This is a genomic window from Aquimarina rhabdastrellae, from assembly GCA_947387485.1.
Classification (GTDB): domain Bacteria; phylum Bacteroidota; class Bacteroidia; order Flavobacteriales; family Flavobacteriaceae; genus Aquimarina.
Map to the genome: position 1 here is coordinate 104,896 of CANDNT010000006.1, position 21,447 is coordinate 126,342.

At 30.9% G+C, this 21,447-nt stretch carries 19 protein-coding genes and 1 riboswitch; of the genes, 9 read left to right on the forward strand and 10 right to left on the reverse strand.

Features of this window, described 5'->3' with window-relative positions; translation table 11 throughout:
* Positions 1 to 18 precede the first annotated feature (18 nt).
* The 6 genes from ACYEKI_RS11335 to ACYEKI_RS11360 form a co-directional block, all read right to left on the reverse strand.
* The gene (locus ACYEKI_RS11335) at positions 19 to 1,524 is read right to left on the reverse strand and encodes a hypothetical protein (protein ID WP_459211302.1); all 1,506 of its coding nucleotides are present in this window, start codon (positions 1,522 to 1,524) and stop codon (positions 19 to 21) included.
* A gap of 233 nt (positions 1,525 to 1,757) precedes the next feature.
* Entirely contained in the window at positions 1,758 to 2,414 is a 657-nt protein-coding gene (locus tag ACYEKI_RS11340) for a DUF2461 domain-containing protein (protein WP_459211303.1), read from the reverse strand.
* A gap of 36 nt (positions 2,415 to 2,450) precedes the next feature.
* On the reverse strand, positions 2,451 to 3,065 hold the full coding sequence (locus tag ACYEKI_RS11345) for a deoxynucleoside kinase (RefSeq protein WP_459211304.1): 615 nt from the start codon (positions 3,063 to 3,065) through the stop codon (positions 2,451 to 2,453).
* 6 nt (positions 3,066 to 3,071) lie between these two features.
* Entirely contained in the window at positions 3,072 to 3,824 is a 753-nt protein-coding gene (locus ACYEKI_RS11350; protein WP_459211305.1) for a hypothetical protein, read from the reverse strand.
* Between the two features lie 98 nt (positions 3,825 to 3,922).
* Positions 3,923 to 4,603 (reverse strand): response regulator transcription factor, encoded by a 681-nt coding sequence (locus ACYEKI_RS11355; protein WP_459211306.1) that lies wholly within the window; start codon positions 4,601 to 4,603, stop codon positions 3,923 to 3,925.
* A complete protein-coding gene (locus ACYEKI_RS11360; RefSeq protein ID WP_459211307.1) occupies positions 4,596 to 6,092 on the reverse strand; it encodes a sensor histidine kinase in 1,497 nt (498 codons plus the stop codon). The genes ACYEKI_RS11355 and ACYEKI_RS11360 overlap by 8 nt, the downstream gene beginning before the upstream one ends.
* A gap of 157 nt (positions 6,093 to 6,249) precedes the next feature.
* Between ACYEKI_RS11360 and ACYEKI_RS11365 the strand changes: the two genes are divergently transcribed.
* The 5 genes from ACYEKI_RS11365 to ACYEKI_RS11385 all read left to right on the forward strand — a co-directional run bounded on the left by ACYEKI_RS11365 (position 6,250) and on the right by ACYEKI_RS11385 (position 11,906).
* Positions 6,250 to 7,059: a GLPGLI family protein gene (locus ACYEKI_RS11365; protein WP_459211308.1), complete on the forward strand. Its 810-nt coding sequence runs from the start codon at positions 6,250 to 6,252 to the stop codon at positions 7,057 to 7,059.
* A gap of 73 nt (positions 7,060 to 7,132) precedes the next feature.
* The gene (locus ACYEKI_RS11370) at positions 7,133 to 7,981 is read left to right on the forward strand and encodes a GLPGLI family protein (protein WP_459211309.1); all 849 of its coding nucleotides are present in this window, start codon (positions 7,133 to 7,135) and stop codon (positions 7,979 to 7,981) included.
* A gap of 65 nt (positions 7,982 to 8,046) precedes the next feature.
* Positions 8,047 to 10,785, forward strand: coding sequence for an outer membrane beta-barrel protein (locus tag ACYEKI_RS11375; RefSeq protein ID WP_459211310.1), 2,739 nt, complete (start codon positions 8,047 to 8,049; stop codon positions 10,783 to 10,785).
* A 97-nt stretch (positions 10,786 to 10,882) separates the two neighbouring features.
* Positions 10,883 to 11,377 (forward strand): DUF302 domain-containing protein, encoded by a 495-nt coding sequence (locus ACYEKI_RS11380; protein ID WP_459211311.1) that lies wholly within the window; start codon positions 10,883 to 10,885, stop codon positions 11,375 to 11,377.
* A gap of 106 nt (positions 11,378 to 11,483) precedes the next feature.
* Complete coding sequence (locus ACYEKI_RS11385) at positions 11,484 to 11,906, forward strand: DoxX family protein (RefSeq protein ID WP_459211312.1); 423 nt, start codon at positions 11,484 to 11,486, stop codon at positions 11,904 to 11,906.
* A 57-nt stretch (positions 11,907 to 11,963) separates the two neighbouring features.
* On the opposite strand, the gene ACYEKI_RS11390 is transcribed toward ACYEKI_RS11385, so the two are convergent.
* The 3 genes from ACYEKI_RS11390 to metK all read right to left on the reverse strand — a co-directional run bounded on the left by ACYEKI_RS11390 (position 11,964) and on the right by metK (position 15,089).
* The gene (locus ACYEKI_RS11390) at positions 11,964 to 12,299 is read right to left on the reverse strand and encodes a hypothetical protein (RefSeq protein ID WP_459211313.1); all 336 of its coding nucleotides are present in this window, start codon (positions 12,297 to 12,299) and stop codon (positions 11,964 to 11,966) included.
* Between the two features lie 314 nt (positions 12,300 to 12,613).
* Positions 12,614 to 13,660 (reverse strand): endonuclease/exonuclease/phosphatase family protein, encoded by a 1,047-nt coding sequence (locus ACYEKI_RS11395; RefSeq protein ID WP_459211314.1) that lies wholly within the window; start codon positions 13,658 to 13,660, stop codon positions 12,614 to 12,616.
* A gap of 172 nt (positions 13,661 to 13,832) precedes the next feature.
* Positions 13,833 to 15,089, reverse strand: coding sequence for a methionine adenosyltransferase (gene metK, locus ACYEKI_RS11400; RefSeq protein ID WP_459211315.1), 1,257 nt, complete (start codon positions 15,087 to 15,089; stop codon positions 13,833 to 13,835).
* A 381-nt stretch (positions 15,090 to 15,470) separates the two neighbouring features.
* A riboswitch (SAM riboswitch) is annotated at positions 15,471 to 15,571 on the forward strand.
* Between the two features lie 78 nt (positions 15,572 to 15,649).
* Here metK and ACYEKI_RS11405 point away from each other — a divergent pair.
* From ACYEKI_RS11405 to ACYEKI_RS11420, 4 genes are read left to right on the forward strand one after another with little or no spacing between them, the layout of a single operon-like run.
* On the forward strand, positions 15,650 to 16,678 hold the full coding sequence (locus tag ACYEKI_RS11405; RefSeq protein ID WP_459211316.1) for an alpha/beta fold hydrolase: 1,029 nt from the start codon (positions 15,650 to 15,652) through the stop codon (positions 16,676 to 16,678).
* 11 nt (positions 16,679 to 16,689) lie between these two features.
* Positions 16,690 to 19,107 carry a bifunctional aspartate kinase/homoserine dehydrogenase I gene (gene thrA / locus ACYEKI_RS11410; RefSeq protein WP_459211317.1) on the forward strand — a complete coding sequence of 806 codons (2,418 nt, stop codon included), beginning with the start codon at positions 16,690 to 16,692 and terminating at the stop codon, positions 19,105 to 19,107.
* Between the two features lie 38 nt (positions 19,108 to 19,145).
* Positions 19,146 to 19,574 carry an OsmC family protein gene (locus ACYEKI_RS11415; protein WP_459211318.1) on the forward strand — a complete coding sequence of 143 codons (429 nt, stop codon included), beginning with the start codon at positions 19,146 to 19,148 and terminating at the stop codon, positions 19,572 to 19,574.
* A 60-nt stretch (positions 19,575 to 19,634) separates the two neighbouring features.
* The gene (locus ACYEKI_RS11420) at positions 19,635 to 20,813 is read left to right on the forward strand and encodes a trans-sulfuration enzyme family protein (RefSeq protein ID WP_459211319.1); all 1,179 of its coding nucleotides are present in this window, start codon (positions 19,635 to 19,637) and stop codon (positions 20,811 to 20,813) included.
* A gap of 67 nt (positions 20,814 to 20,880) precedes the next feature.
* Here ACYEKI_RS11420 and ACYEKI_RS11425 read toward each other — a convergent pair whose 3' ends face one another.
* Entirely contained in the window at positions 20,881 to 21,432 is a 552-nt protein-coding gene (locus ACYEKI_RS11425; protein ID WP_459211320.1) for a lipocalin family protein, read from the reverse strand.
* Between the last annotated feature and the right edge of the window lie 15 nt (positions 21,433 to 21,447).

Sequence of the window (21,447 nt, forward strand, 5' to 3'; positions counted from 1 at the left end):
TAGTATTGATAAAATGAATTAATGCTTTTTTATTTTATTGATTTGTGACTTTATGTTTTCGATTTCCTTGAATAATAATTTAAGTTGATTGTTTTCTTCTTTTAATTGTTGAATTTCTTTTTGTTGAGCAATGGTATAAAGTGTCAATTCTTCAATCTTTTGAAGTAATTTGGAATCCATTTCACCTAAGAAAATACCATTTTGTTTAACTTCAGTAGCACTAGGAATATCTTTAAGATGTCCTTTTTCAGCAATATGATTTTCAACTTCTTCTAGTGTAGGGAGCTTGTATTCTTTCTCGAAAACAAAATCTGACCAAGTTCCTATTTCAACTTTAATTTTGCGAGCACCAATAGAACCTTCAACAGCAAGTTTATGATTGCCAGTAGTTGTTGTTCCTATAGCTAAAGCCCCATCTCTTGTTAAACGCATATATTCATTTAGCGTATGTTGTGCTTCAGAGTCATTGTTAATACGTTTACGGAACATCCATCTAAAACCAGCATTAGAACCTTCAAAAGCAGCTTTGGCTGTATATGGATTGGTTCCAAAGTATTTATCTTTTTCGTCATCATTATTTCTGTAGGCGTTGAAACCAATATAACCAGCCCAGTTATTAGAATGTCCGTTCCAGTTAGCTTCATTGGTCCAATCTGCATGTAAAACCCCCCATTTACCTATGCTAGCTCGACCTTCAACGTGTAATTTTGATTTAGGATCAGAAGTTCCTATCCCTACATTACCTTTTTGAATAGCAAAATTGAAATCATTATCTAAGATTAAACTAAAAACATTTGTTGTCCAACCAAGATATGCTTGTCTTGTTCCGGCTTTATTTCGCCATTCTATGTATGGTACTTGATTCCAATTTGAATCGGTATTAGCTAGAGATAAAACGTGATTATTCCACTCCATAGAAGCTAAATCAGAATATGCTTTAAAAGTAGTTTCAGAATATTCAGGTTGATAAATATCTAACTTTGATTTTGGATCTGATGTACCTATTCCTACATATCCATTAGAGTTTACTTGAAAACGAGTAGTATTATAATTATCCAATACAGATAAAACAGGCGTATTATTTGCAGCGGCACTTTGTATCTTTAAACCTTTACCAGAACCATGCCCATTTTTAATAATAGCAGCCCAATCTTCAACCCCTTGATAGATATCTAGCTTTGCAGTAGGGTTAGTTCTACCAATACCTACATTACCACTAGGTAAAAAAGACATAAAAGTGTCATCATGATCACGACCTATATAACCATATTCTATAGATGATATACCATTAACAGCTTGCCCTTTTGCTCCAAATAAGATGAATTTTTCTGAACCATCTTGATTGGATAAATTAAAACCTCTAGTCCAACCACCAGAGTAATTAGGCCAATTAGTTTTGATATTAACTCCATTTGCAGAACCCGATAAACCTATTAATATATTGGGATCGGTTGATTGTGCATTTATAGTTGATTGAATCCCAAAAGCAACTAAAGCTGCAAAAAATATTTTTTTTGTATTCATAATATTGATGATAAGAAAAATTGAGAAGCACTAGGGCTAAACTAATTGATTGATAATTGATAAACGTAGTTGTTTATACTTAAAGGATGAATGTTGTAAAATAATTTATACCGGAAATTATACCATGAGAAGTAGTCATAATGTTTTTGATTGATGATGAAATAATATTTTTGTAAGCCACAAAAATACAAAAACTTCTAAGAAATAATAGTTTAAATGAAAAGAAAAGATGGTTATACCGTAACAGCTTGGTTAAGATAACGCCTAAAAGGAAGCATTTCTTTATAAATATTAATTACATAATCTGTAAAGTTTTTTGATAGAATTACTTCTTCTTGTAAAGGATGCATTACAGCAAAAGTACGATTGCGTAATAAATCAATATGTTCATGTTCTTTTGAAAAACCTTTTGGAGCAGATTTTAATTGTGAACCATCATCATAAAGACCACTGAAAGCTGTTTTAAAACTTTTTTTATTTAAGATTTTTACTAATTCATCTCCGTTATAATCAATAGCTTCTCGAATACTTTTTAGCGTTTTATTCTCGGGTTTCCAATAACCTCCAGCCAGTATACACTCTGATAATCCTATATGAATATAAAAATCACCTTGTTTTGAACGCTGATCCAGACCTGCTCCAAAATGATCTTTATAAACAGGTTTATTAGGATGGAATAGTAGATTATTATTAATTCTATTGATACCTTTTTTACCAGGAGTTGAGAAATAATCTGGATCGATATCTGCTAATATAGTATTTAAATGATCTAGCCAATTGATGAACTCATTACGAACGTATTGATAGCGCTTTCTATTAGCATCCATCCATTCTTTATTATTATTTTGTTGTAAATCATATAAAAAAGAAAAAAGTTCGTTGAAGTCCATAAGTGATAAATTATAAAATAAAAAAAGAACGGATTGTTAAAACAATCCGTTTAATTGAGCATCTATTTTGTTGATGATTTCTCCTAAGTCTTCAGGATTATCTACAAAGTTTATATTATCAACATCAATAATTAATAAATTTCCTTTGTCGTATCCTTTAATCCAAGCTTCGTAACGATCATTTAATTTACCTAAATAATCGATACTTATCGAGTTTTCATAATCACGACCACGTTTATGAATGTGAGAAACTAGGTTAGGTATACTACTACGTAAGTAAATTAATAGATCAGGAGCCTCTACAACATCTTCCATTAATTCAAATAGCGATCGATAATTCTCAAAATCACGATTGGTCATCAATCCCATTGCATGAAGATTGGGTGCAAAAATATGTGCATCTTCATATATAGTACGGTCTTGAATAATATCTTTTCCTGTTTTGCGTATATCCAATACTTGACGAAAACGACTATTTAAGAAATAGATTTGAAGATTAAAAGACCAACGTTCCATTTGATTATAAAAATCCTCTAGATATGGGTTCTCTAATACATCTTCAAATTCAGGTTCCCATTTGTAATGTTTAGCAAGTAAATTAGTCAGTGTGGTCTTTCCCGCACCAATGTTTCCAGCAATAGCTACGTGCATAATTGATTATTTTTTTATGGACTCAAGTCCAAAGCGATATATCTTACTTTTGTGGTAAATATACAGGATTTCGTTAGTAACATAAAACTGTTTTATTGGAATTTCTGGGAGTTTTAATTTTTGAAAATCCAATGAGTCTGTAGCTTTATAATACAATTCATTTGCTTTGAGGAGTATAAGCCCATTTTGTGTGTTTTGTAGCTTTAGAAAACCATCGTTTACTATTTTTTGTAATAAACTTCCATAACTATTAAATTGATAGAGGTACTCAGGTAAGATAACCCAAGAGAAATTAAATCCTCCTAGTAAAAAAGAAGGAGTGTCGTTTAGAGGTTGAGTAGTATATGAGGTTATATTTGTTCTAGTATTAAAAGTTTCTAATTGTTGTGTATTTTGATTAAAAAGCCATAAGTTCTGATCAAAGGAGATGTCAAGTAATTCAACGGCTTTAAAATCATCTAATACATTAAAATCTATAGTTTTTATCTCTGTTAAGAAACGATCTAAAATAACCACAGTATTAGTTTCTTTATAGAAAAGTATAATTTTTAATGGATTAAAAATTGATACATGAGTGAGTTCACCCAAAAGCAAGTTAGAATATTGCCATTGTTGTTGAGGAGTTTTTTTATAAAAAACATTATTTGTGATATAATAATAATTCTCAAAAGTATCGACTCCTACAAAATCTTCTATAGTTTTATCTACAGTAATTGACTCTTTTTCAAAGAGTTTTGTTTGTGCATAACTTTGAGACAAAAGAAGAGTTAATAAAAGAACTAAGATCCTTTTTGACGAAAGGATAAATTTTGAAATAAAATCCATAGGATGAAATTACAAAAAAATATAGAGTCTATTTAATAAGTTAGTTTATAACCATAACCTCTTACATTTATAATTTGTATCGATTCATCTTTTTTTAGTTTTTTTCTGAGTTTTGTAATAAAAACATCCATGCTTCTTGCATTAAAAAAATCATCATCACCCCATAGTTTTTTGAGAATTAATGAACGATCTAAAATTTGATTTTTGTTTTTAGTTAGATGAAATAATAAATGAGCTTCTCTATGGGTAAGAGGTTGTGATTCGTTGTCAAATACCAATAATTGTTTTGGGAAATCAAAAGTATATTGACCAATTTGTATGAGTTCACTTTCTTTTTGCAAGCCAGTACGATGTAATAAATTATGCATACGTACAATGAGTTCTTCCATACTAAAAGGTTTTTTTAAGTAATCGTTACCTCCTATAGAAAACCCTTCAACAACATCTTGAGTTTGGGATTTAGCAGTTAAAAATATAATAGGGATAGCATCATCTGACGAACGAATTTCTTTGGCAACTGTAAATCCATCTTTCTTAGGCATCATAACATCCAAAACAAGAAGTTTAGGGTCATGTTTTTGATAGAGCTGGATAGCCTGCTCGCCATCTTTTGCGAGATATACAATGAAATCACGAGTTTCTAAGTTTTCCTTGATAATCTGCCCCAATGCAGGTTCATCTTCGGCAAGTATTACAGTTATTTTTTTAGACATTAGGCAAAGTTATTTTAAAATGAGTATTAGATTTAGATAATAGCAATTCTATTGTTCCTTGATGTTTTTCGATGATCTTTTTGGTATAATAAAGACCTATACCAAATCCTTTTACATCATGAGTATTTCCTTTAGGTATACGATAAAACTTTTCAAAAATCTTTTCTTTATGAGCAGATGTTAATGTTGTACCATTATCGATGATAGAAATGATTATTGTAGCATCAACTTGCTCAACAGAAATATCAATCTGATCTCCACCATATTTTACAGCATTATCGATAATGTTGTTTAGGGCATTTTCAAAATGAAAAAGATCAATTTTTTTCCAGATATTATCTTGAGTATTAGAAAACGAAAGATGTTTATGTCCAGCTGTATTTTTATGTTTTTTTAATAACAGTTCTAAGAGATCTACTATATTATGCTCTTCAAGATTGAGTTCAAGATTTTCACTATCTAGTGTAGCTGTTTCAAGAAGTTTTTCAACCATAGTATTGAGTTTATCCAATTGCTCTGATGACATTTGAACATATTTTTTTGTTTTTTGCAGATCATTATTTTGATTAAAATTTACAATACCTTCTAGAGCTACACCTATAGTTGCAATAGGCGTTTTAAACTCATGAGTGATATTACTGATTAAATCATTTTTGACTTCGGATAATTGTTTTTGGTAATTAATGATTTTAAGTAAATAGAAAAGACAAGCTATTATAGAAGAAACTAATAAGGTAGATAAAAAGATACCAACAAGGTTTCTTTTTAAAATAGCTAGGGTAGTATTGGTAAAAAATAGTTTTAACGAACTGTCTTTTGGTAGATAAGCCGATTTTGATAAAGTAGATAGTGTTGACGAGGTTAAATATTGAGGGCGAAGCTTTTTTTCTTTATGATGAAGAGGCTTAAATAAAAGACCATAAGATACATCTATATTTTTTCGTTGAAGTTCTTGAGTAATTAACGTATCTACTTTTTGAATATGAACAGAATCAGTTATAACAGCAATAAACGTTTTATTGACAAGTTCTTTGATATCTGTACTAAGTGAATCCTCATCTTTGATAATTTCTATAGTAGTTTGACTATTAGAAGAATTGAGTGACTTTTTAAAAAAATGAGGCATGTTTTTAGAAAAAGGTATTGCTATACAATCTTTGGAAGATGTAATTCGGTTAAGATAAGATAATTGACGAGCGATATGCTTTGATAATGTATCTCTGTGATTAGAGAATATAGGTCTAATACTGTCCATGTTTATATTTAAATTAGGACTATTATTATCCATAATAAAAGTTAGGGATTGTTCCTTAGCAATATCTGTATAATAATGATCAACAGCATTGTCTAAAGCTATTTGAACTTCATTGACCAATTGTTGTTTGCTAGCTTGATAGTTTTTAATATTCCAATATACCTGAATCAGCAATGTGATAAAGATGACAAGAATGATTAGGTATAACGATTGTTTCTGATTTTGTTTCTTCATAAATGGCACGCTTCACAATATATGTTTCAAAAATACAGTGCTTTATCGAGATAGACTTGATCGGTTAACAGACGTTAACACTCATTAACCATTTTAAAGAGAGCGTGTCTTCATCTTTGTAATCAAATTAATGAATTACTAATTAAAAATAAATCAAATGATACGTATACTAATCTTTTTAATAATAATAGGAGCACAAAGTCTATTGGCTCAAAATTTTCAAGGAACAGCAATTTATAGCACAAGCAGAAAATTAGATTTTAAATTAGATAGTACTTCTGTAGCTAAGGGAATGGAAGAACAAATGAGAGCAATGTTGAGAAAGCAATTTCAAAAAGATTTTAAACTTAGTTTTTCTAGTAAAGAGTCAATCTATAAAGAAGAAGAGAAATTAGATAAGCCATCAGGGAACTCTAATTTTCAAATTATGGTTGTTGATGGAAGTTCTTCGAGTATTTTATATAAAAATATTGACGAAAAACGATATGCTAGCAAAAAAGAAATTTATGGAAAAACTTTCTTAGTAAAAGATAAACTTGAAAAAGAAGATTGGGAATTAGTAAATGAGACAAAGAATATCGGAAATTATACATGTTACAAAGCAATAAGAAAAGAAAGTAGAACAGAGTTAACGATAACTAATGATGGAGAACCCAAAGAAGTTGAAGAAGAAATTACTATTACAGCATGGTATACTCCAGAAATTCCAGTAAGTAATGGACCAGAAAATTATTGGGGATTACCGGGATTAATATTAGAAGTAAATGATGGATCTCAATTTATTTTGTGTAAGAAAATTGTATTAAACCCAAAAGAGAAAGTAACTATTACAGAACCTAAAAAAGGGAAATTAGTCAACGGAAAGAAGTTTGAGGAAATCATGAGAAAAAAGACACAAGAAATGAGTGAACGATATAATAACCGTAGAAATAATGGAGAGAATATCGAAATTAAAATAGGAGGATAGTTAAAAAAAACTTAAGGGATTAAACCATGTATACTAAATGATGTCTAAGGGAAGTAAATAACCATTAGACATCATGAAAAAAATTATACTTTTTAGTGCACTTATTTGTTTCTCGATAGCCATAAAAGCTCAGGATTTTCAAGGTAAAGCTTATTACTTTAGTAAAACAAAAGCTCCAGCAAATTTTGGTAGAAGAGGAATGTCTGAAACCCAAAAAAAAGCAATAATGGAACGAATGAAATCAAACTTAGAAAAAACCTTTATTCTACAATTTGATAAACAAAGTTCTATATACAATGAAGAAGAAGGTTTAAGCGAAACAACCAACGGAGGAAGAGGTCGATGGTTTGCTATGATGAATGGCCTTAGTTCTGGTAATTATTATAAGAATACCAAAGAAGGTATTTATATAGATCAGCGAGAATTTTATGGGAAAAACTTTTTGATAAAAGATACATTGCCAAAACTAGAATGGAAATTGGTAAACGAAACTAAAAAAATAGGACAATACACCTGTTTTAAAGCCATAGCTACCAAAAAAGAACACCAATTGGATTTTGGTAAGATTCGACAACAGCTCAGAAAATCAAGAGGACAGAATACAGAGCAAGATATAGAAAGTTTTCGAGAGCTAGAAGAAGTTGAGGTTATTGCATGGTATAGTCCAGAAATTCCAATAAGTCAAGGTCCCGGAGCATATTGGGGATTACCCGGGCTAATCCTAGAAGTACAAGAAAAGAATACAACCATTTTATGTAATAAGATTGTCTTAAATACACAATTAGAAGAGACGATAAAAGCACCTAAAAAAGGAAAGAAAGTCAGTCAAGAAGAATTTGATATGATAGCTGTAGAAAAAATAAAAGAAATGGCTGAACAATTTAATAATAGAAGTAGAGCAGGAAGAGGAAGAAGATTCTAGAAAAACTTCACGTATTAAGAGGGGTAAGTTAATACGTACGCACAGATTTAAACATAAAAATACACATGAAACATATATTATTTTTCCTAATAGTATTATTAGGCAGTACCTCCTTTGCCCAAAAAATAAGGATTTCGGGTACAGTAAAAGATTCTGTAGGGAATCCTTTGGCATTAGCAAATGTTATTGCATATAAAAAAGCAGACAATGCTATGGCTTCTTACGGAATAACCAACGATGCGGGGCAATTTAAGCTTGATGTTAATGCAAATGAGACATATCTTCTCAAAGTAAGTTATATAGGGTTATTTGCAGAAGATATAGAAGTGACAACAACAGAAAGTGATGTAGAAAATATTGCTTTTAAAATGACTGCAGATACCAATAGTTTAGACGAAGTAGAATTGGTTTATGAGATACCCGTTGTAGTAAAGGGTGATACCTTAGTTTACAATACAGATTCATTTACTAATGGAACCGAAAAAAAATTAAAAGATGTTCTAGAAAAACTACCAGGGGTAGAAGTAAATGAAGATGGAGAAATTGAAGTAGAAGGGAAAACTGTATCCAAAGTGATGGTAGAAGGAAAAGAATTCTTTGATGGAGACTCAAAATTAGCTACAGAAAATATTCCAGCAGATGCTTTAGAAAAAGTTGAGGTACTTAAAAATTTCGACGATGTAAGTCAACTAAAAGGATTGCGAAATACACAGGACGAAATAGCGATTAATATAAAACTAAAAGAAGGAAAGAAAAATTTCTGGTTTGGAGATATAACCGCAGGAGTAGGATTAGATGAGCGATACTTAGTAAAACCAAAACTATTTTATTATAGCCCTAATTACAGTATAAATATTCTTACAGATTTAAATAATATAGGAGAAGTACCATTTACACTTCGCGATTATTTCAAATTTACAGGTGGATTTAGAAACTTAGGAAGAAGTGGTACTTCGTTTGATATAGGAGGGAATGATCTAGCTTTTGCAACACTTCAAAATAACAGAGCAAGTGATATCAACACTAAGTTTGGAGCAGCAAATTTTAGTGTTACGGCCAATAAAAAATTAGATATAAGTGGATTCGGGATATTTAATAGTTCAAGAACAGAATTAGTGACCAATACCACTCGTACATATATCGACAACACCGTAGATGAAACAGATAATACTATAGAGCAAACAGCGAATCAAACTACACAAAAAACAGATTTAGGGATGTTAAAACTAAGTGCTAGCTATAGACCTAATACTGATTTTAGATTAGACTATGATGTTTTTGGTAAATTATCAAATCAAGAAGAGTTCTCTTTATTTACATCAACTAGAGATATCAGCGAAAATATAGAAGAAGAACAAAGTCAAAAGCCATTCTCTATAGAACAATCTTTAAATGCATATTATACACAAAGTGAGAAAAATATATTTGCATTAAGTTCAAATCATGTTTATCAAGACGAGGATCCATTTTATAATGCAATAAGAGAAGAAGTACCTTTTAGAGGGATTTTTACCACAGTAGACCCGTTAGATCCAACTAATCCACAAGCAGATATATATGATCCCTTATTGCAGGCAGATCGATACAATATCAATCAAGAAAAAAATGTCAAGACAAGTAAATTAGATGCTAAACTTGATTATTATCATGTGATTAATAAAAAGAATCATTTAAACCTAACAGTAGGAGGGATTACAAGTAGACAACAATTTGACTCTAATATTTTCCAGATTTTAGATGACGGAACACAAAATAATTTTGAAGACTTACAATACAACAACGATGTAACCTATGGATTTAATGATGTGTATCTAGGAACACATTACAAATTTAAAACAGGAATTTTCACATTCAATCCTGGAGTTAATTTGCATCGTTATACCTTAAGAGATGAACAATTAAACACTATAGTAAAACAAGAAGATTGGCGATTATTACCAGATGTTTATATCAGTGCCGATTTAAAGAAAACTGAGAGTTTGAGATTAAATTATTCCATGACGGCAGAGTATACAGATATTAATCGATTGGCAGCAGGATATATTTTTAATAACTATAGTTCGTTATCAAGAGGAAATCGTGACCTAGAAGGAGCATTATATGATAATTATACATTGAGTTATTCAAATTTCAATATGTTTAATTACACCAATATTTTTGCTCAAATAGGATATAATAATAAACGAAATCCTATAAAAAACAATACAGAGATAGAAGGGATAAATCGTGTAAATACATCTATCAATTCTAATCTAGAAGATCAAGTTTTTTATGCAACAGGACGATACGATAGATCATTTAGAAAATTTAAAATCAGATTGAATGCCAATGTAAATTGGTCGAGCTTTAACAATATAGTAAATAATAATGCTAGCGAGAGTAAAAGCTTGACGCAAACCTATAAAGGGGAGTTTTCTACAAACTTTAAAAAAGGGCCTAATTTTGATTTGGGATACAGTATCTCGATTAATGATTATGATAATAATTCTATAAAGAATACCTTTTATACGAGTAGACCTTTTGCTAAGTTAGATTGGGCTTTCGCCAAAGGATTTTTACTTAAATCATCATATAGCTATTATAATTATAGTGATACTAATAGCACGTTAAATTCGTATAGCTTTTTTGACGCAGAATTGTATTACCAGAAAAAAGATAGTAAATGGGAGTATAAGTTAGGAGTAACAAATATTCTGAATACAGAAAGCTTGAACAGTGATAACTTTAACGAATTATATAATAGTACATCCAGCTATGTAATCCAGCCTAGATATTGGTTGTTAAGCGTGAAGTATAATTTGTAAAAGCAGTTAAAATGTGAAGATTTTGATAAAGTTTTAATAGTTGAGTAGGTATAAATTGAGGTTTACGACTAACAGGAGTATCTTAAAATAGACACTTATGAAAATTGTAAAGTGGATACAACTTATGCTACTATGTGTAGTAATTATAAGTTGTGCTTCGAGAGAAACAAACCAAAATAATATAGCTATGTCATCAGAAAAAGGAATAATTATTAAAGAAAGTACTTTGAGTTTTGAAACTACATATCAAAAATTAAAGACAGTACTAGAAAATAATCCCAATCTTAAAATTATAGCAGAGTTAGATCATCAAGCAAATGCAGCTAGAGTAGATAAAAAATTAAATCCTACGCGAATCATTATGTTTGGTAATCCTAATTTGGGAACACCATTAATGCAAAATAAACAGGTGATAGGATTAGATTTACCTCAGAAGATTTTAGTCTTTGAAGATGAAAACGGAAAAGTGAAATTAGCTTATAACGATCCTTTTTATTTAAAAGATAGGCATGAAATAAAAGAAAGAGAAGAAATTTTGAATAAAATTAAAGGAGCATTAGATAAGATAACTTCGGCAGCAATAGCAGATTAAAACTTTGAAAAACAATACTTTAAAAAGCACAGCGTTTTGACGCTGTGCTTTTTTATTTTGTTAAAAATCAGTATCTTATAGGTTGCGAATAGCAAAAAATAAGAATATGGTTTCTATAAAAGCATTAAATAAATGGGCTAATGCGCATACGTATTACCCTTTAGATTTAATAAGAATAGGATTGGGAGTATTTCTATTCTTAAAAGGCATAAATTTTATAAGTAATAGTCAAATTTTAATTGATTTAATTAAACCTGTACAAAATTGGGCAGGATCAATGTTAGTGATTCATTATGTAGCTCCAGCGCATTTAATAGGTGGGTTATTAATTGTTTTTGGATTATTGACTAGATGGGCAATAGCAGCACAATTACCATTATTATTAGGCGCAATTTTAATCAATTTTGTGGGAGAAATGAATACGACAAACCTGATTACTGCAATAGTAATCTTTTTAATTTGTGTATTTTTTTGGTTTTATGGATCAGGAAAACACTCTGTTGATTATTACTTAAAAATGCAGCAATAAAAAGAAGAAACTAGAATTATCTAGCTTCCTCTAAAAAATATATAGCTGTTATTAAATTTAAATATCAAGGTAGATGGTATCTACTACTTTGGTAATAAAGATTCTATTGTCTTTATAAAAAGATGTTTTGTTATTTTTTAAATCCTTTTTAATTTGAATCCATTCTTGAATCTGATTAATATGCGATCCCATAATTTCTTTTTCTGTACCGATTTGTATATCGACTATGCGAGTAGTGTTCGTATTTAGAGTATCTATAGTTGTGTTTTGACTTTCACTTTCAAAATAGAGATCAAGCATTTGTAAATCATGATCTTGAACTGCTACATTTTGAGCTAATGTAAATTGAGTCATAAATAAACCAAAGACAAATAAAGTAATGCTAATTTTCATGATAGTTGGAGGTTTGTTAGTTAAAACTGCTTTTAGTTAAAAATTATAAAAACACATAGTAAAGAAATAATGGGGCATATTTATTTTGTTACTTGGCAATGTGTTGATTTTCATAAGACTAAGTTACGGATAATCACAGTCTGTCAATTACGGCTTCTCCACAAAAAAGTATCGGGAAATTTCCCTTTTTTTATACAATTAATTGCTATTTACTAGTTTATAGTATGATTTTAGGTTGTTTTGATAAAACAGGACAATAAAAAAAGAGTCTTATATTAAATAAGACTCTTATAGCTATATAAGTTAAATATTTTTTAATTAGGAGTTATAGTTGAGAATACTCCAGCATGATCCGAAGCCCATGGACCAGTAGGCGAATTTCCAAAAACAGTACTATTACTGACACTTACATTTCCTTTATAGAAAATATAATCAATACGAGTAGAAAAATTAGGAATTTGTAAAAACTCATCAACAAAAGAAGTAGCTTCTGTAGAACCTTCATGAGCATCACTAAAACCAGCATTTAGCATAGTTTGATATCCTTCTTGATTAGTTAGTGCATCAGAATTAAAATCACCTGTAACAATTAAAGGATTAGCATTAGGAGCTAAGAAATTTAATAACTCTTGAATTTGTCCTAATCGAGCTTCTTGAGTAATACTTTCTAAATGTGTGTTAACCACTGTTGCTGTTTGACCATTTAATTGAACATCGATAGAAGAATAACCTCTTAACACGCTAATACCAGATAAAGAAGCTGTAGTTAAATAATTACGTTCCTTTGCGTTAGAAAATGAAATTCCGTTTTTTACTAGAATAACATCATACATAGTCATACGACCATCACCTAAACTAGTAGGATCTGTAGGGTCTAATAAAATAGGGAATTCGATATCAGTATTTCTGTTTTTTGCAGCAACTACATAGTCTAGATTTTGAGCTTCTAGTGCTGCAGTTAGAATTGAAATAAAATCAAATTGTACATCTTGAGCGTTAGGCACTGGAATTTGAGCAAAATCAGAAACTGACTGTGTTCTAAAAATAGACATTTCCTGTAAACCTATCACATCAGGATTAAGCGTGGCAATTTCTTGAGCAAGACCTTGAGCACGAGTATTAAAGTCGGTAGCTTGAACAATACCAAAAAATGTAGTGGTAGTACTAACTAATGCAGCTGGATCACTAGGATCAATAGAAGCAAAACGACCTATATCAGCACCCAAATAAACATTACGGGACATTACATTTAACGAACTAACACCTTGCTCGTTATTGTCATCATCACTGCTACAGGAGATAAATGATGAGGTAATAGATAGTAAGAATAAGAAGAGTAAAAATGAAGGTCTTTTTGTCATTGTGTAAAAATTTTATGTATATGTTAGTAAAAAAGCTTGATTATTAAGGATAATCTAAAGCAATTAACAATAAAAATGATAAAAAACACAAAAACTTAAGATAAAAATAAAAGCCCATTCATTACGAATGAGCTTTTGTTTTTTATAATCTATTGTTATAAAATAGATTAACTTATATATTAAAAGCTGTTTTTACTTGATCTACATAATCTAATTTTTCCCAAGTAAAAAGTTCAACTTCTTTTTCTATTTTACCAGAATAAGGACTTTCAAAAACTTTAGTTACAATTTGAGAATCTTTTCCCATATGTCCATAAGCAGCGGTCTCTTTATAAATAGGGTTACGTAGTTTTAATCTACTTTCGATAGCAGCTGGTCTCATATCAAAGATCTGACCTACTTTTTCAGCGATTTGACCATCAGTTAAATCTATATTACTAGAACCATAAGTATCAACAAAGATAGAAGTAGGTTCTACTACACCAATTGCATAAGAAACTTGAACTAATACTTCGTTTGCAACACCAGCCGCAACTAGATTTTTCGCAATATGACGAGAAGCATAAGCAGCAGATCTATCTACTTTACTAGGATCTTTTCCAGAAAAAGCACCACCACCATGAGCACCTTTACCACCATAAGTATCAACGATAATCTTACGACCAGTAAGTCCGGTATCACCATGAGGTCCACCAATTACAAATTTTCCAGTAGGATTGATATGATAAACAATATCATCATTAAATAATTCTTGAACATATTGTGGTAATTGAGCAATAACTCTAGGCATCAAGATAGAAATGATATCTTGTTTGATTTTTGCTAACATTACATCATCGTTAGAATCAAAATCATCGTGTTGAGTTGATACAACTATTGCAACAATACGTTGAGGTACATTATCATCACTATATTCAATAGTAACCTGACTCTTTGAATCTGGACGTAAATAAGGAATCTCTTTTCCTTCTCTACGTAAATTTGCTAATTCAATTAATATTTTGTGAGAAATATCAAGTGCCAATGGCATGTAATTTGCCGTTTCCTTTGTAGCATAACCAAACATCATACCTTGATCTCCAGCTCCTTGCTCTTCTTTTGTTTCACGATCAACCCCTTGATTAATATCTTGAGATTGTTCATGAATTAAAGAAATAACACCACAAGAGTCTCCACTAAACTGGTAAGCTCCTTTGGTATAACCTATATCATTGATTACATCTCTAGCGATTTGTTGAACATCAAGATAGGTTTTTGATTTTACTTCTCCAGCAAGAACTACTTGACCTGTGGTAACAAGAGTCTCACATGCAACTTTTGAATCTGCATCAAAAGCAAGAAAGTTGTCTAATAGCGCGTCACTAATTTGATCCGCAACTTTGTCTGGATGCCCTTCAGAAACACTTTCTGAAGTAAATAAATATGCCATTCGATTTCTTTTTTTTTGAAGGATAATCCAATTAGACGAGATCGCCTAAAGAAGTTTACACTGCTTTAGCATTTTGTACAGAAAATCTGTAGTAAGGGTTGCAATCAGTCAAATTTATCCCTGTATAGTTTTGGGCAAAGTTAACAAAAATGATAGGATCAAAAAGAATTTATAATATTATTAGTTACCTTAAAAATGTTAATAGTAATATAAAATATAATTTACCTATGACTTTTGTAAAAATGATAGGATTAAATGAAAAAGTATTTTAAAAGTTAAATAAAAGAAAATCAGATGTTAAAAAAGCTGTTTTTTTATAAAAGCCATTGCAGATTAAAAATAATTACTAGATTTGCACTCAAGTTTCTTATACATTTTAGATAGTTATCAAGAAAGGCAGAGGGAATAGACCCGATGAAGCCTTAGCAACCCTTTACGTAGTAAAGAAGGTGCTAAATTCTACCGAGACGGATAGATAACCCAGAATAATATATCATCAACGATATATTATAAAAGCCTTGCTTGTAACTTTTTTAAAATGAAATTTAAAAAAGTAAAAAGTGAGAGCACAGCAATTATCACATATTTTTATAGAAGAATATCAAACCACTACAGGTGCTACCCTAGATTGTGTGGCATTGTCTTATGAGATTTTTGGACAACCATTGCATACTGCTCCAATTGTTATGGTTAATCATGCATTAACAGGTAATTCTACAGTTTGTGGTGAGCAAGGTTGGTGGAAAGCTTTAATAGGAAAAGACAAATGTATTGACACAACCTATTACACAATTATAGCCTTTAACATCCCAGGAAATGGTTATGACGGAATACCTTCTCATTTGATAGCCGATTATACTGCATTTACAGCTAGAGATATAGTTATACTATTCGCAAAAGGATTAAAACAATTACAAGTTAAATCTCTATATGCTGTAATAGGAGGTTCTGTAGGTGGAGGAATTGCATGGGAGCTAGCCGTATTAAAACCTAAAATGATTCAGCATTTAATTCCAATAGCTTCAGATTGGAAAGCTACAGACTGGCTCAAAGGATGTTGTTTGGTTCAAAATCATATTCTACAAAACTCTTCAAATCCAGTACATGATGCACGATTACATGCTATGCTATTGTATAGAACTCCAGAATCATTTACATATAAATTTGATCGTGGTTTTAATGAAGAACAACAATTGTTTAATGTAGAAAGTTGGTTGTTGCATCATGGCAAAAAACTAGATGAACGGTTTTGTTTAGCAGCATACAAAACAATGAATCATATTCTGTCACAATTAGATATTACACAAAATCAATTAACATTTGAAGAAGCAATAACAAAGGTTACAGCTCAAATACACATTATAAGTGTAGATACCGATATGTTTTTTACAGCTGAAGAAGATAAAAAAACACATGAAAAATTACAGCAACTACATAAAAAAAGTAAACATTCTATCATTAAATCTATTCATGGTCATGATGCTTTTTTGATTGAATATGAACAATTAGAACAACTGTTAAAAGATACTTTTAAAAGAGAAGTCACTATAGCGCGAGAATTAGAAAACAAAACATATCATCACGAGTAAAGGTCAAAAAAATGAAAATAGTAAAATTTGGAGGTAAATCTTTAGCCAATGGGAAAGGGCTTCAGAAAACAATACAGATTATAGAAGACAAAGTAAAACAAGGAGAACATATAGCTGTAGTATTATCTGCTAGAGGAAATACAACAGACGAACTTGAACAGATATTACATAAAGCAGCACAAAATGAAAAATATATAGAGCAATTAGAAGCCTTTAAACGATATCAACAAGAAACGTTCACCCATATTGATTTTGCAGAAGAATTTGCAGCTCTTGAAAAAATATTTGAAGGAGTTACCTTATTAGGGGATTATAGTCAAAAAATCAAAGATCAAGTGCTGTCTTATGGAGAAGTACTTTCGGCAAAACTAGTAACCGCTTTATTAAATGAGAAAAAGATACCAGCTCGATTTACAGATAGTAGAGCATTAATCATAACCGATGAAACTTTTGGAAATGCACAACCTTTAGAGCGTTTGTCAAAAGAAAATGTAATCAACCATTTTGAAACGTTCAATGGTGATACAGTTAATATCATAACTGGGTTTATAGCCTCTAATATTAAAAAGGAAACAACTACATTAGGTAGAAATGGAAGTAATTATACAGCATCGTTATTAGCTAATTATTTAAATGCAGAAGAACTACAGAATTATACACATGTAGATGGAATTTATACAGCAAATCCTGATTTGGTACCCGATGCAAAGAAAATAGAACAACTATCGTTTGAAGAAGCAAATGAGTTAGCACATTTTGGAGCAAATATATTACATGCAAAGACGATCATACCATTATTAGAAAAAAATATTCCGCTGCGAATTCTCAATACTTTTAATGACGAAAATCAAGGAACTTTAATTACATCAACATCTGCAAAACAAGGTATAAAATCATTATCAGTTTTAGAAAATGTAACCTTAATTAATCTAGAAGGAAGAGGTTTGCTGGGAAAAACAGGGATTGATGCTAGAATTTTTAGAACACTGGCCGAAAAGCAAATTAGTGTAAGTATGGTTTCTCAAGGATCTTCAGAAAGGGGAATAGGTCTTGTTGTAGCAGCAGATAAAGCTGTGATTGCAAAAGAAGCTTTAGAAAAAGAATTTACAATAGATTTTCATACTAGAGATGTTAGTACTATAACACTGCAAGAACATGTAGCAATAATTTCGATTATAGGGCAGGATTTAAGCACTTTTCATAAACCTTATAATACACTTATTAAAAATCAGATTATTCCTTTATTGTTTAATAATACGGTTACAGGAAAAAATGTGAGTTTGGTTGTCCAAAAATCACAATTACATAAAGCCATACAAGTGATTCATGGAGAGATTTTTGGCATAGCAAAAAAGATTAATATAGCAATTTTTGGACATGGACTAGTAGGAGGAACTTTAATTGATCAAATTCTCACTTCAAAGAAAGAAATTTTAAATCGTAAAAAAATTGAACTTAATGTATTTGCTGTAGCTAATTCTAAAAAAGTAATATTAGATGCAAGAGGAATTGACCATGACTGGAAAACAAGAATACAAGAGAAGGGAGTAACATATACATTAGAAGATGTAATAGCTTTTGCAGAGCAACATCATTTAGAAAATCTAATAGCTGTAGATAATACCGCTAGTCATACTTTTGTGCAACATTATCATAGTTTGGCAACACATGGGTTTGATCTCGTTTCGTCTAATAAAATCGCAAATACTATTGATTTTAAATTCTATAAAACTTTACGAAAGACCTTAGAAAAGCATCAAAAAGAATACTTATACGAAACCAATGTAGGAGCAGGATTACCGCTAATTGACACCATAAAACTTTTGCATTTATCAGGAGAAAATATCACGAGAATAAAAGGAGTGTTTTCGGGATCATTAAGTTATTTATTCAATACTTTTTCTATAGAAAATCAAAAATTTAGTAAAATTCTTAAAGAAGCTATAGCCAAAGGATATACAGAACCAGATCCAAGAGAGGATTTATGTGGAAATGATGTAGGACGAAAGTTATTGATATTAGCTAGAGAGTTGGATTTAAAAAATGAATTTGAAGATATCAAAATTCACAACTTAATACCGGAATCTTTACGAGAAGGAAGTGCTTCAGATTTTCTACAGAAGCTAAAAGCGTTAGATACTCCATATGATGAGATAAAGAATAATCAAGAAAAGGATCATGTATTAAGATACATAGGAGATTTGTCTGGAGATCTATCACAAGAAAAAGGAATACTAGAAGTAAAATTAGTCTCAGTGCCTAAGAATAGCGCCTTAGGACAAGTACAGGGATCTGATTCTATTTTTGAAATTTATACAAAATCCTATGGTGATCGCCCTATAGTGATACAAGGAGCAGGAGCAGGAGCAGCAGTTACTGCCCGAGGTGTTTTTGGCGATATATTAAGAATAACAGAAAAAGGATTATAGTAGCTTTGTGGTTTATAACAAACCTTAATAAGAAAAAGATGAAAGTAGCATTAAATAGATTAAACGACGATTACCATTTTGAATTAAAAAATGAAAGAGGACATATCGTTCATCTGGATAACAAAGCAGAAAATGGAGGACATGATCTAGGAGCAAGTCCGATGGAATTATTACTGATGGGAGTTGCTGGATGTAGTGCCATAGATGTGATTATGATTTTGAAAAAACAAAAACAAGAAATCACATCATATAAGACAGAAGTTGATGGAGAAAGAGAGAAAATAGGAGGCGCATCACCTTTTAAAAAGATTAATGTAACTATTTATTTAGAAGGAAATATATCACCAGAAAAAGCACAAAGAGCAGCAGAATTATCGTTTGAAAAATATTGCTCAGTATCAAAAACATTAGAACCTACTGCACAGGTTGCATATAAAGTTATACTCAACGGAGAGCCATGCGTATAGCATAAGAAAACTCAAATACCAATGCTCATAACAGAGAAGAGGTATAAAATCAAAAAAATAATGAATAAAGAACAAAAACATTTTGAAACTCAAGCGATCCGTATTCAAGCAGATCGTACTTCGTATCAAGAACACTCGGTACCTTTATACTTAACCTCTGGTTTTGTTTTTGAAGGAGCCGAAGAAATGCGTGCTTCTTTTGCCGAAGAAAAAGAAAGAAATCTTTACAGTAGATTTAGCAATCCCAATACAACAGAGTTTGTTGATAAAATGTGTGCTCTAGAAGGAGCCGAAGCTGGCTATGCTTTTGCTACTGGAATGGCAGCAGTGTTTTCAACTTTTGCAGCATTGCTTAATAGCGGAGATCATATTGTTTCGTCAAGATCAGTTTTTGGTTCAACACATTCATTATTTACAAAATATTTTCCTAAATGGAATATAGAGACTAGTTATTTTCAGGTAAATGACATAGAGAAAGTTGAAGATTTAATTCAGCCCAACACTAAGATTTTATATGCAGAATCTCCTACAAATCCAGGAGTAGATGTTTTGGATCTTGAAGCTTTAGGAATTATAGCAAAAAAACATAATTTACTTTTGGTTATAGATAATTGTTTTGCAACACCATATTTACAAAATCCGATTGCTTATGGAGCAGATTTAGTAATCCACTCAGCAACCAAATTGATAGATGGTCAAGGAAGAGTTTTAGGAGGTGTAACTGTAGGGAAAGCAGATCTTATTAGAGAAATTTATTTGTTTTCACGTAATACAGGTCCAGCTTTATCGCCATTTAACGCGTGGGTATTGTCCAAAAGTTTAGAAACACTAGCAATTAGAGTAGACAAGCATTGTGATAATGCAACAAAACTGGCAACATATTTAGAAAGCCATCCTAAAGTAAACTGGGTCAAGTATCCATTTTTAAAATCACATCCACAATACGAAGTGGCTAAAAAGCAAATGCGTTTAGGAGGAAATATTGTTGCATTTGAAGTTAAAGGAGGAGTTGATGCAGGAAGATCATTTTTTGATAATATAAAAATGAGTTCACTATCAGCTAATCTAGGAGATACACGCACAATAGTTACACATCCAGCATCTACAACACATAGTAAACTTGCTCAAGAAGATAAATTAGCAGTAGGAATAACAGACGGAATGGTTAGGTGTTCTGTGGGATTAGAACATATAGATGATATTATAAAAGATATAGAACAAGCCTTAAGTTTGTTGTAATAAAAAAGGTTGCCAAGCGGCAACCTTTTTTAATCTTTATTTTTCTAGAAATTTGATTGATAAAGATTTACTTAGTCAAAGTGATTTTGATTACACCTGATGTAGTAACACTAAGACCTGCAAGCTCAAAAAGATCAAAATAACCAAAAGCATCAAGAGAATCTAAATCAGTTTCAAGATTCATTGTACTTTCAGTTAAGTTAGTGATTCTAAAAGTAGTTGAATCACCATCTTCAGTAATAGTCAATGTACTTCCTTCAATAAACCAACTGTCAGCATCAAAAAATCCTTCGATAGTCTCATCAGAAGGAGCACTTACCCCTGCAATTTCAAAAGCAGTTGAAAGCGTAAAACTTCCGTCAGAAGCGATCGTTTTAGGATCCTCAGAAAAAGTTACAGTCATGTCATAATCACTTCCTGTTGCTGTAATCGAAGTAGAAGAAGTTGGTAATCCTGGGAACGTGTATTCCAAAGCTCCACCTTCTGAATTAAACGATGTTAAATTCCATTCTCCGATGGCTAATGTAGGATCAATAACTACAGAAGAGTCATCATCACTGCTACAAGAAGTTAAAAAAGTTGTGCATGCTAAAAATAAAACTAGACCTAGTTTTTTCATGATATATAAGTTTGA

Coding starts and splice junctions, on each gene's coding strand:
- thrA (WP_459211317.1), top strand. CDS start 16,690: ATGAAAATAGTAAAATTTGGAGGTAAATCTTTAGCCAATGGGAAAGGG.
- ACYEKI_RS11425 (WP_459211320.1), bottom strand. CDS start 21,432: ATGAAAAAACTAGGTCTAGTTTTATTTTTAGCATGCACAACTTTTTTA.
- ACYEKI_RS11335 (WP_459211302.1), bottom strand. CDS start 1,524: ATGAATACAAAAAAAATATTTTTTGCAGCTTTAGTTGCTTTTGGGATT.
- ACYEKI_RS11355 (WP_459211306.1), bottom strand. CDS start 4,603: ATGTCTAAAAAAATAACTGTAATACTTGCCGAAGATGAACCTGCATTG.
- ACYEKI_RS11340 (WP_459211303.1), bottom strand. CDS start 2,414: ATGGACTTCAACGAACTTTTTTCTTTTTTATATGATTTACAACAAAAT.
- ACYEKI_RS11380 (WP_459211311.1), top strand. CDS start 10,883: ATGAAAATTGTAAAGTGGATACAACTTATGCTACTATGTGTAGTAATT.
- ACYEKI_RS11385 (WP_459211312.1), top strand. CDS start 11,484: ATGGTTTCTATAAAAGCATTAAATAAATGGGCTAATGCGCATACGTAT.
- ACYEKI_RS11365 (WP_459211308.1), top strand. CDS start 6,250: ATGATACGTATACTAATCTTTTTAATAATAATAGGAGCACAAAGTCTA.
- ACYEKI_RS11370 (WP_459211309.1), top strand. CDS start 7,133: ATGAAAAAAATTATACTTTTTAGTGCACTTATTTGTTTCTCGATAGCC.
- metK (WP_459211315.1), bottom strand. CDS start 15,089: ATGGCATATTTATTTACTTCAGAAAGTGTTTCTGAAGGGCATCCAGAC.
- ACYEKI_RS11375 (WP_459211310.1), top strand. CDS start 8,047: ATGAAACATATATTATTTTTCCTAATAGTATTATTAGGCAGTACCTCC.
- ACYEKI_RS11395 (WP_459211314.1), bottom strand. CDS start 13,660: ATGACAAAAAGACCTTCATTTTTACTCTTCTTATTCTTACTATCTATT.
- ACYEKI_RS11415 (WP_459211318.1), top strand. CDS start 19,146: ATGAAAGTAGCATTAAATAGATTAAACGACGATTACCATTTTGAATTA.
- ACYEKI_RS11345 (WP_459211304.1), bottom strand. CDS start 3,065: ATGCACGTAGCTATTGCTGGAAACATTGGTGCGGGAAAGACCACACTG.
- ACYEKI_RS11420 (WP_459211319.1), top strand. CDS start 19,635: ATGAATAAAGAACAAAAACATTTTGAAACTCAAGCGATCCGTATTCAA.
- ACYEKI_RS11360 (WP_459211307.1), bottom strand. CDS start 6,092: ATGAAGAAACAAAATCAGAAACAATCGTTATACCTAATCATTCTTGTC.
- ACYEKI_RS11390 (WP_459211313.1), bottom strand. CDS start 12,299: ATGAAAATTAGCATTACTTTATTTGTCTTTGGTTTATTTATGACTCAA.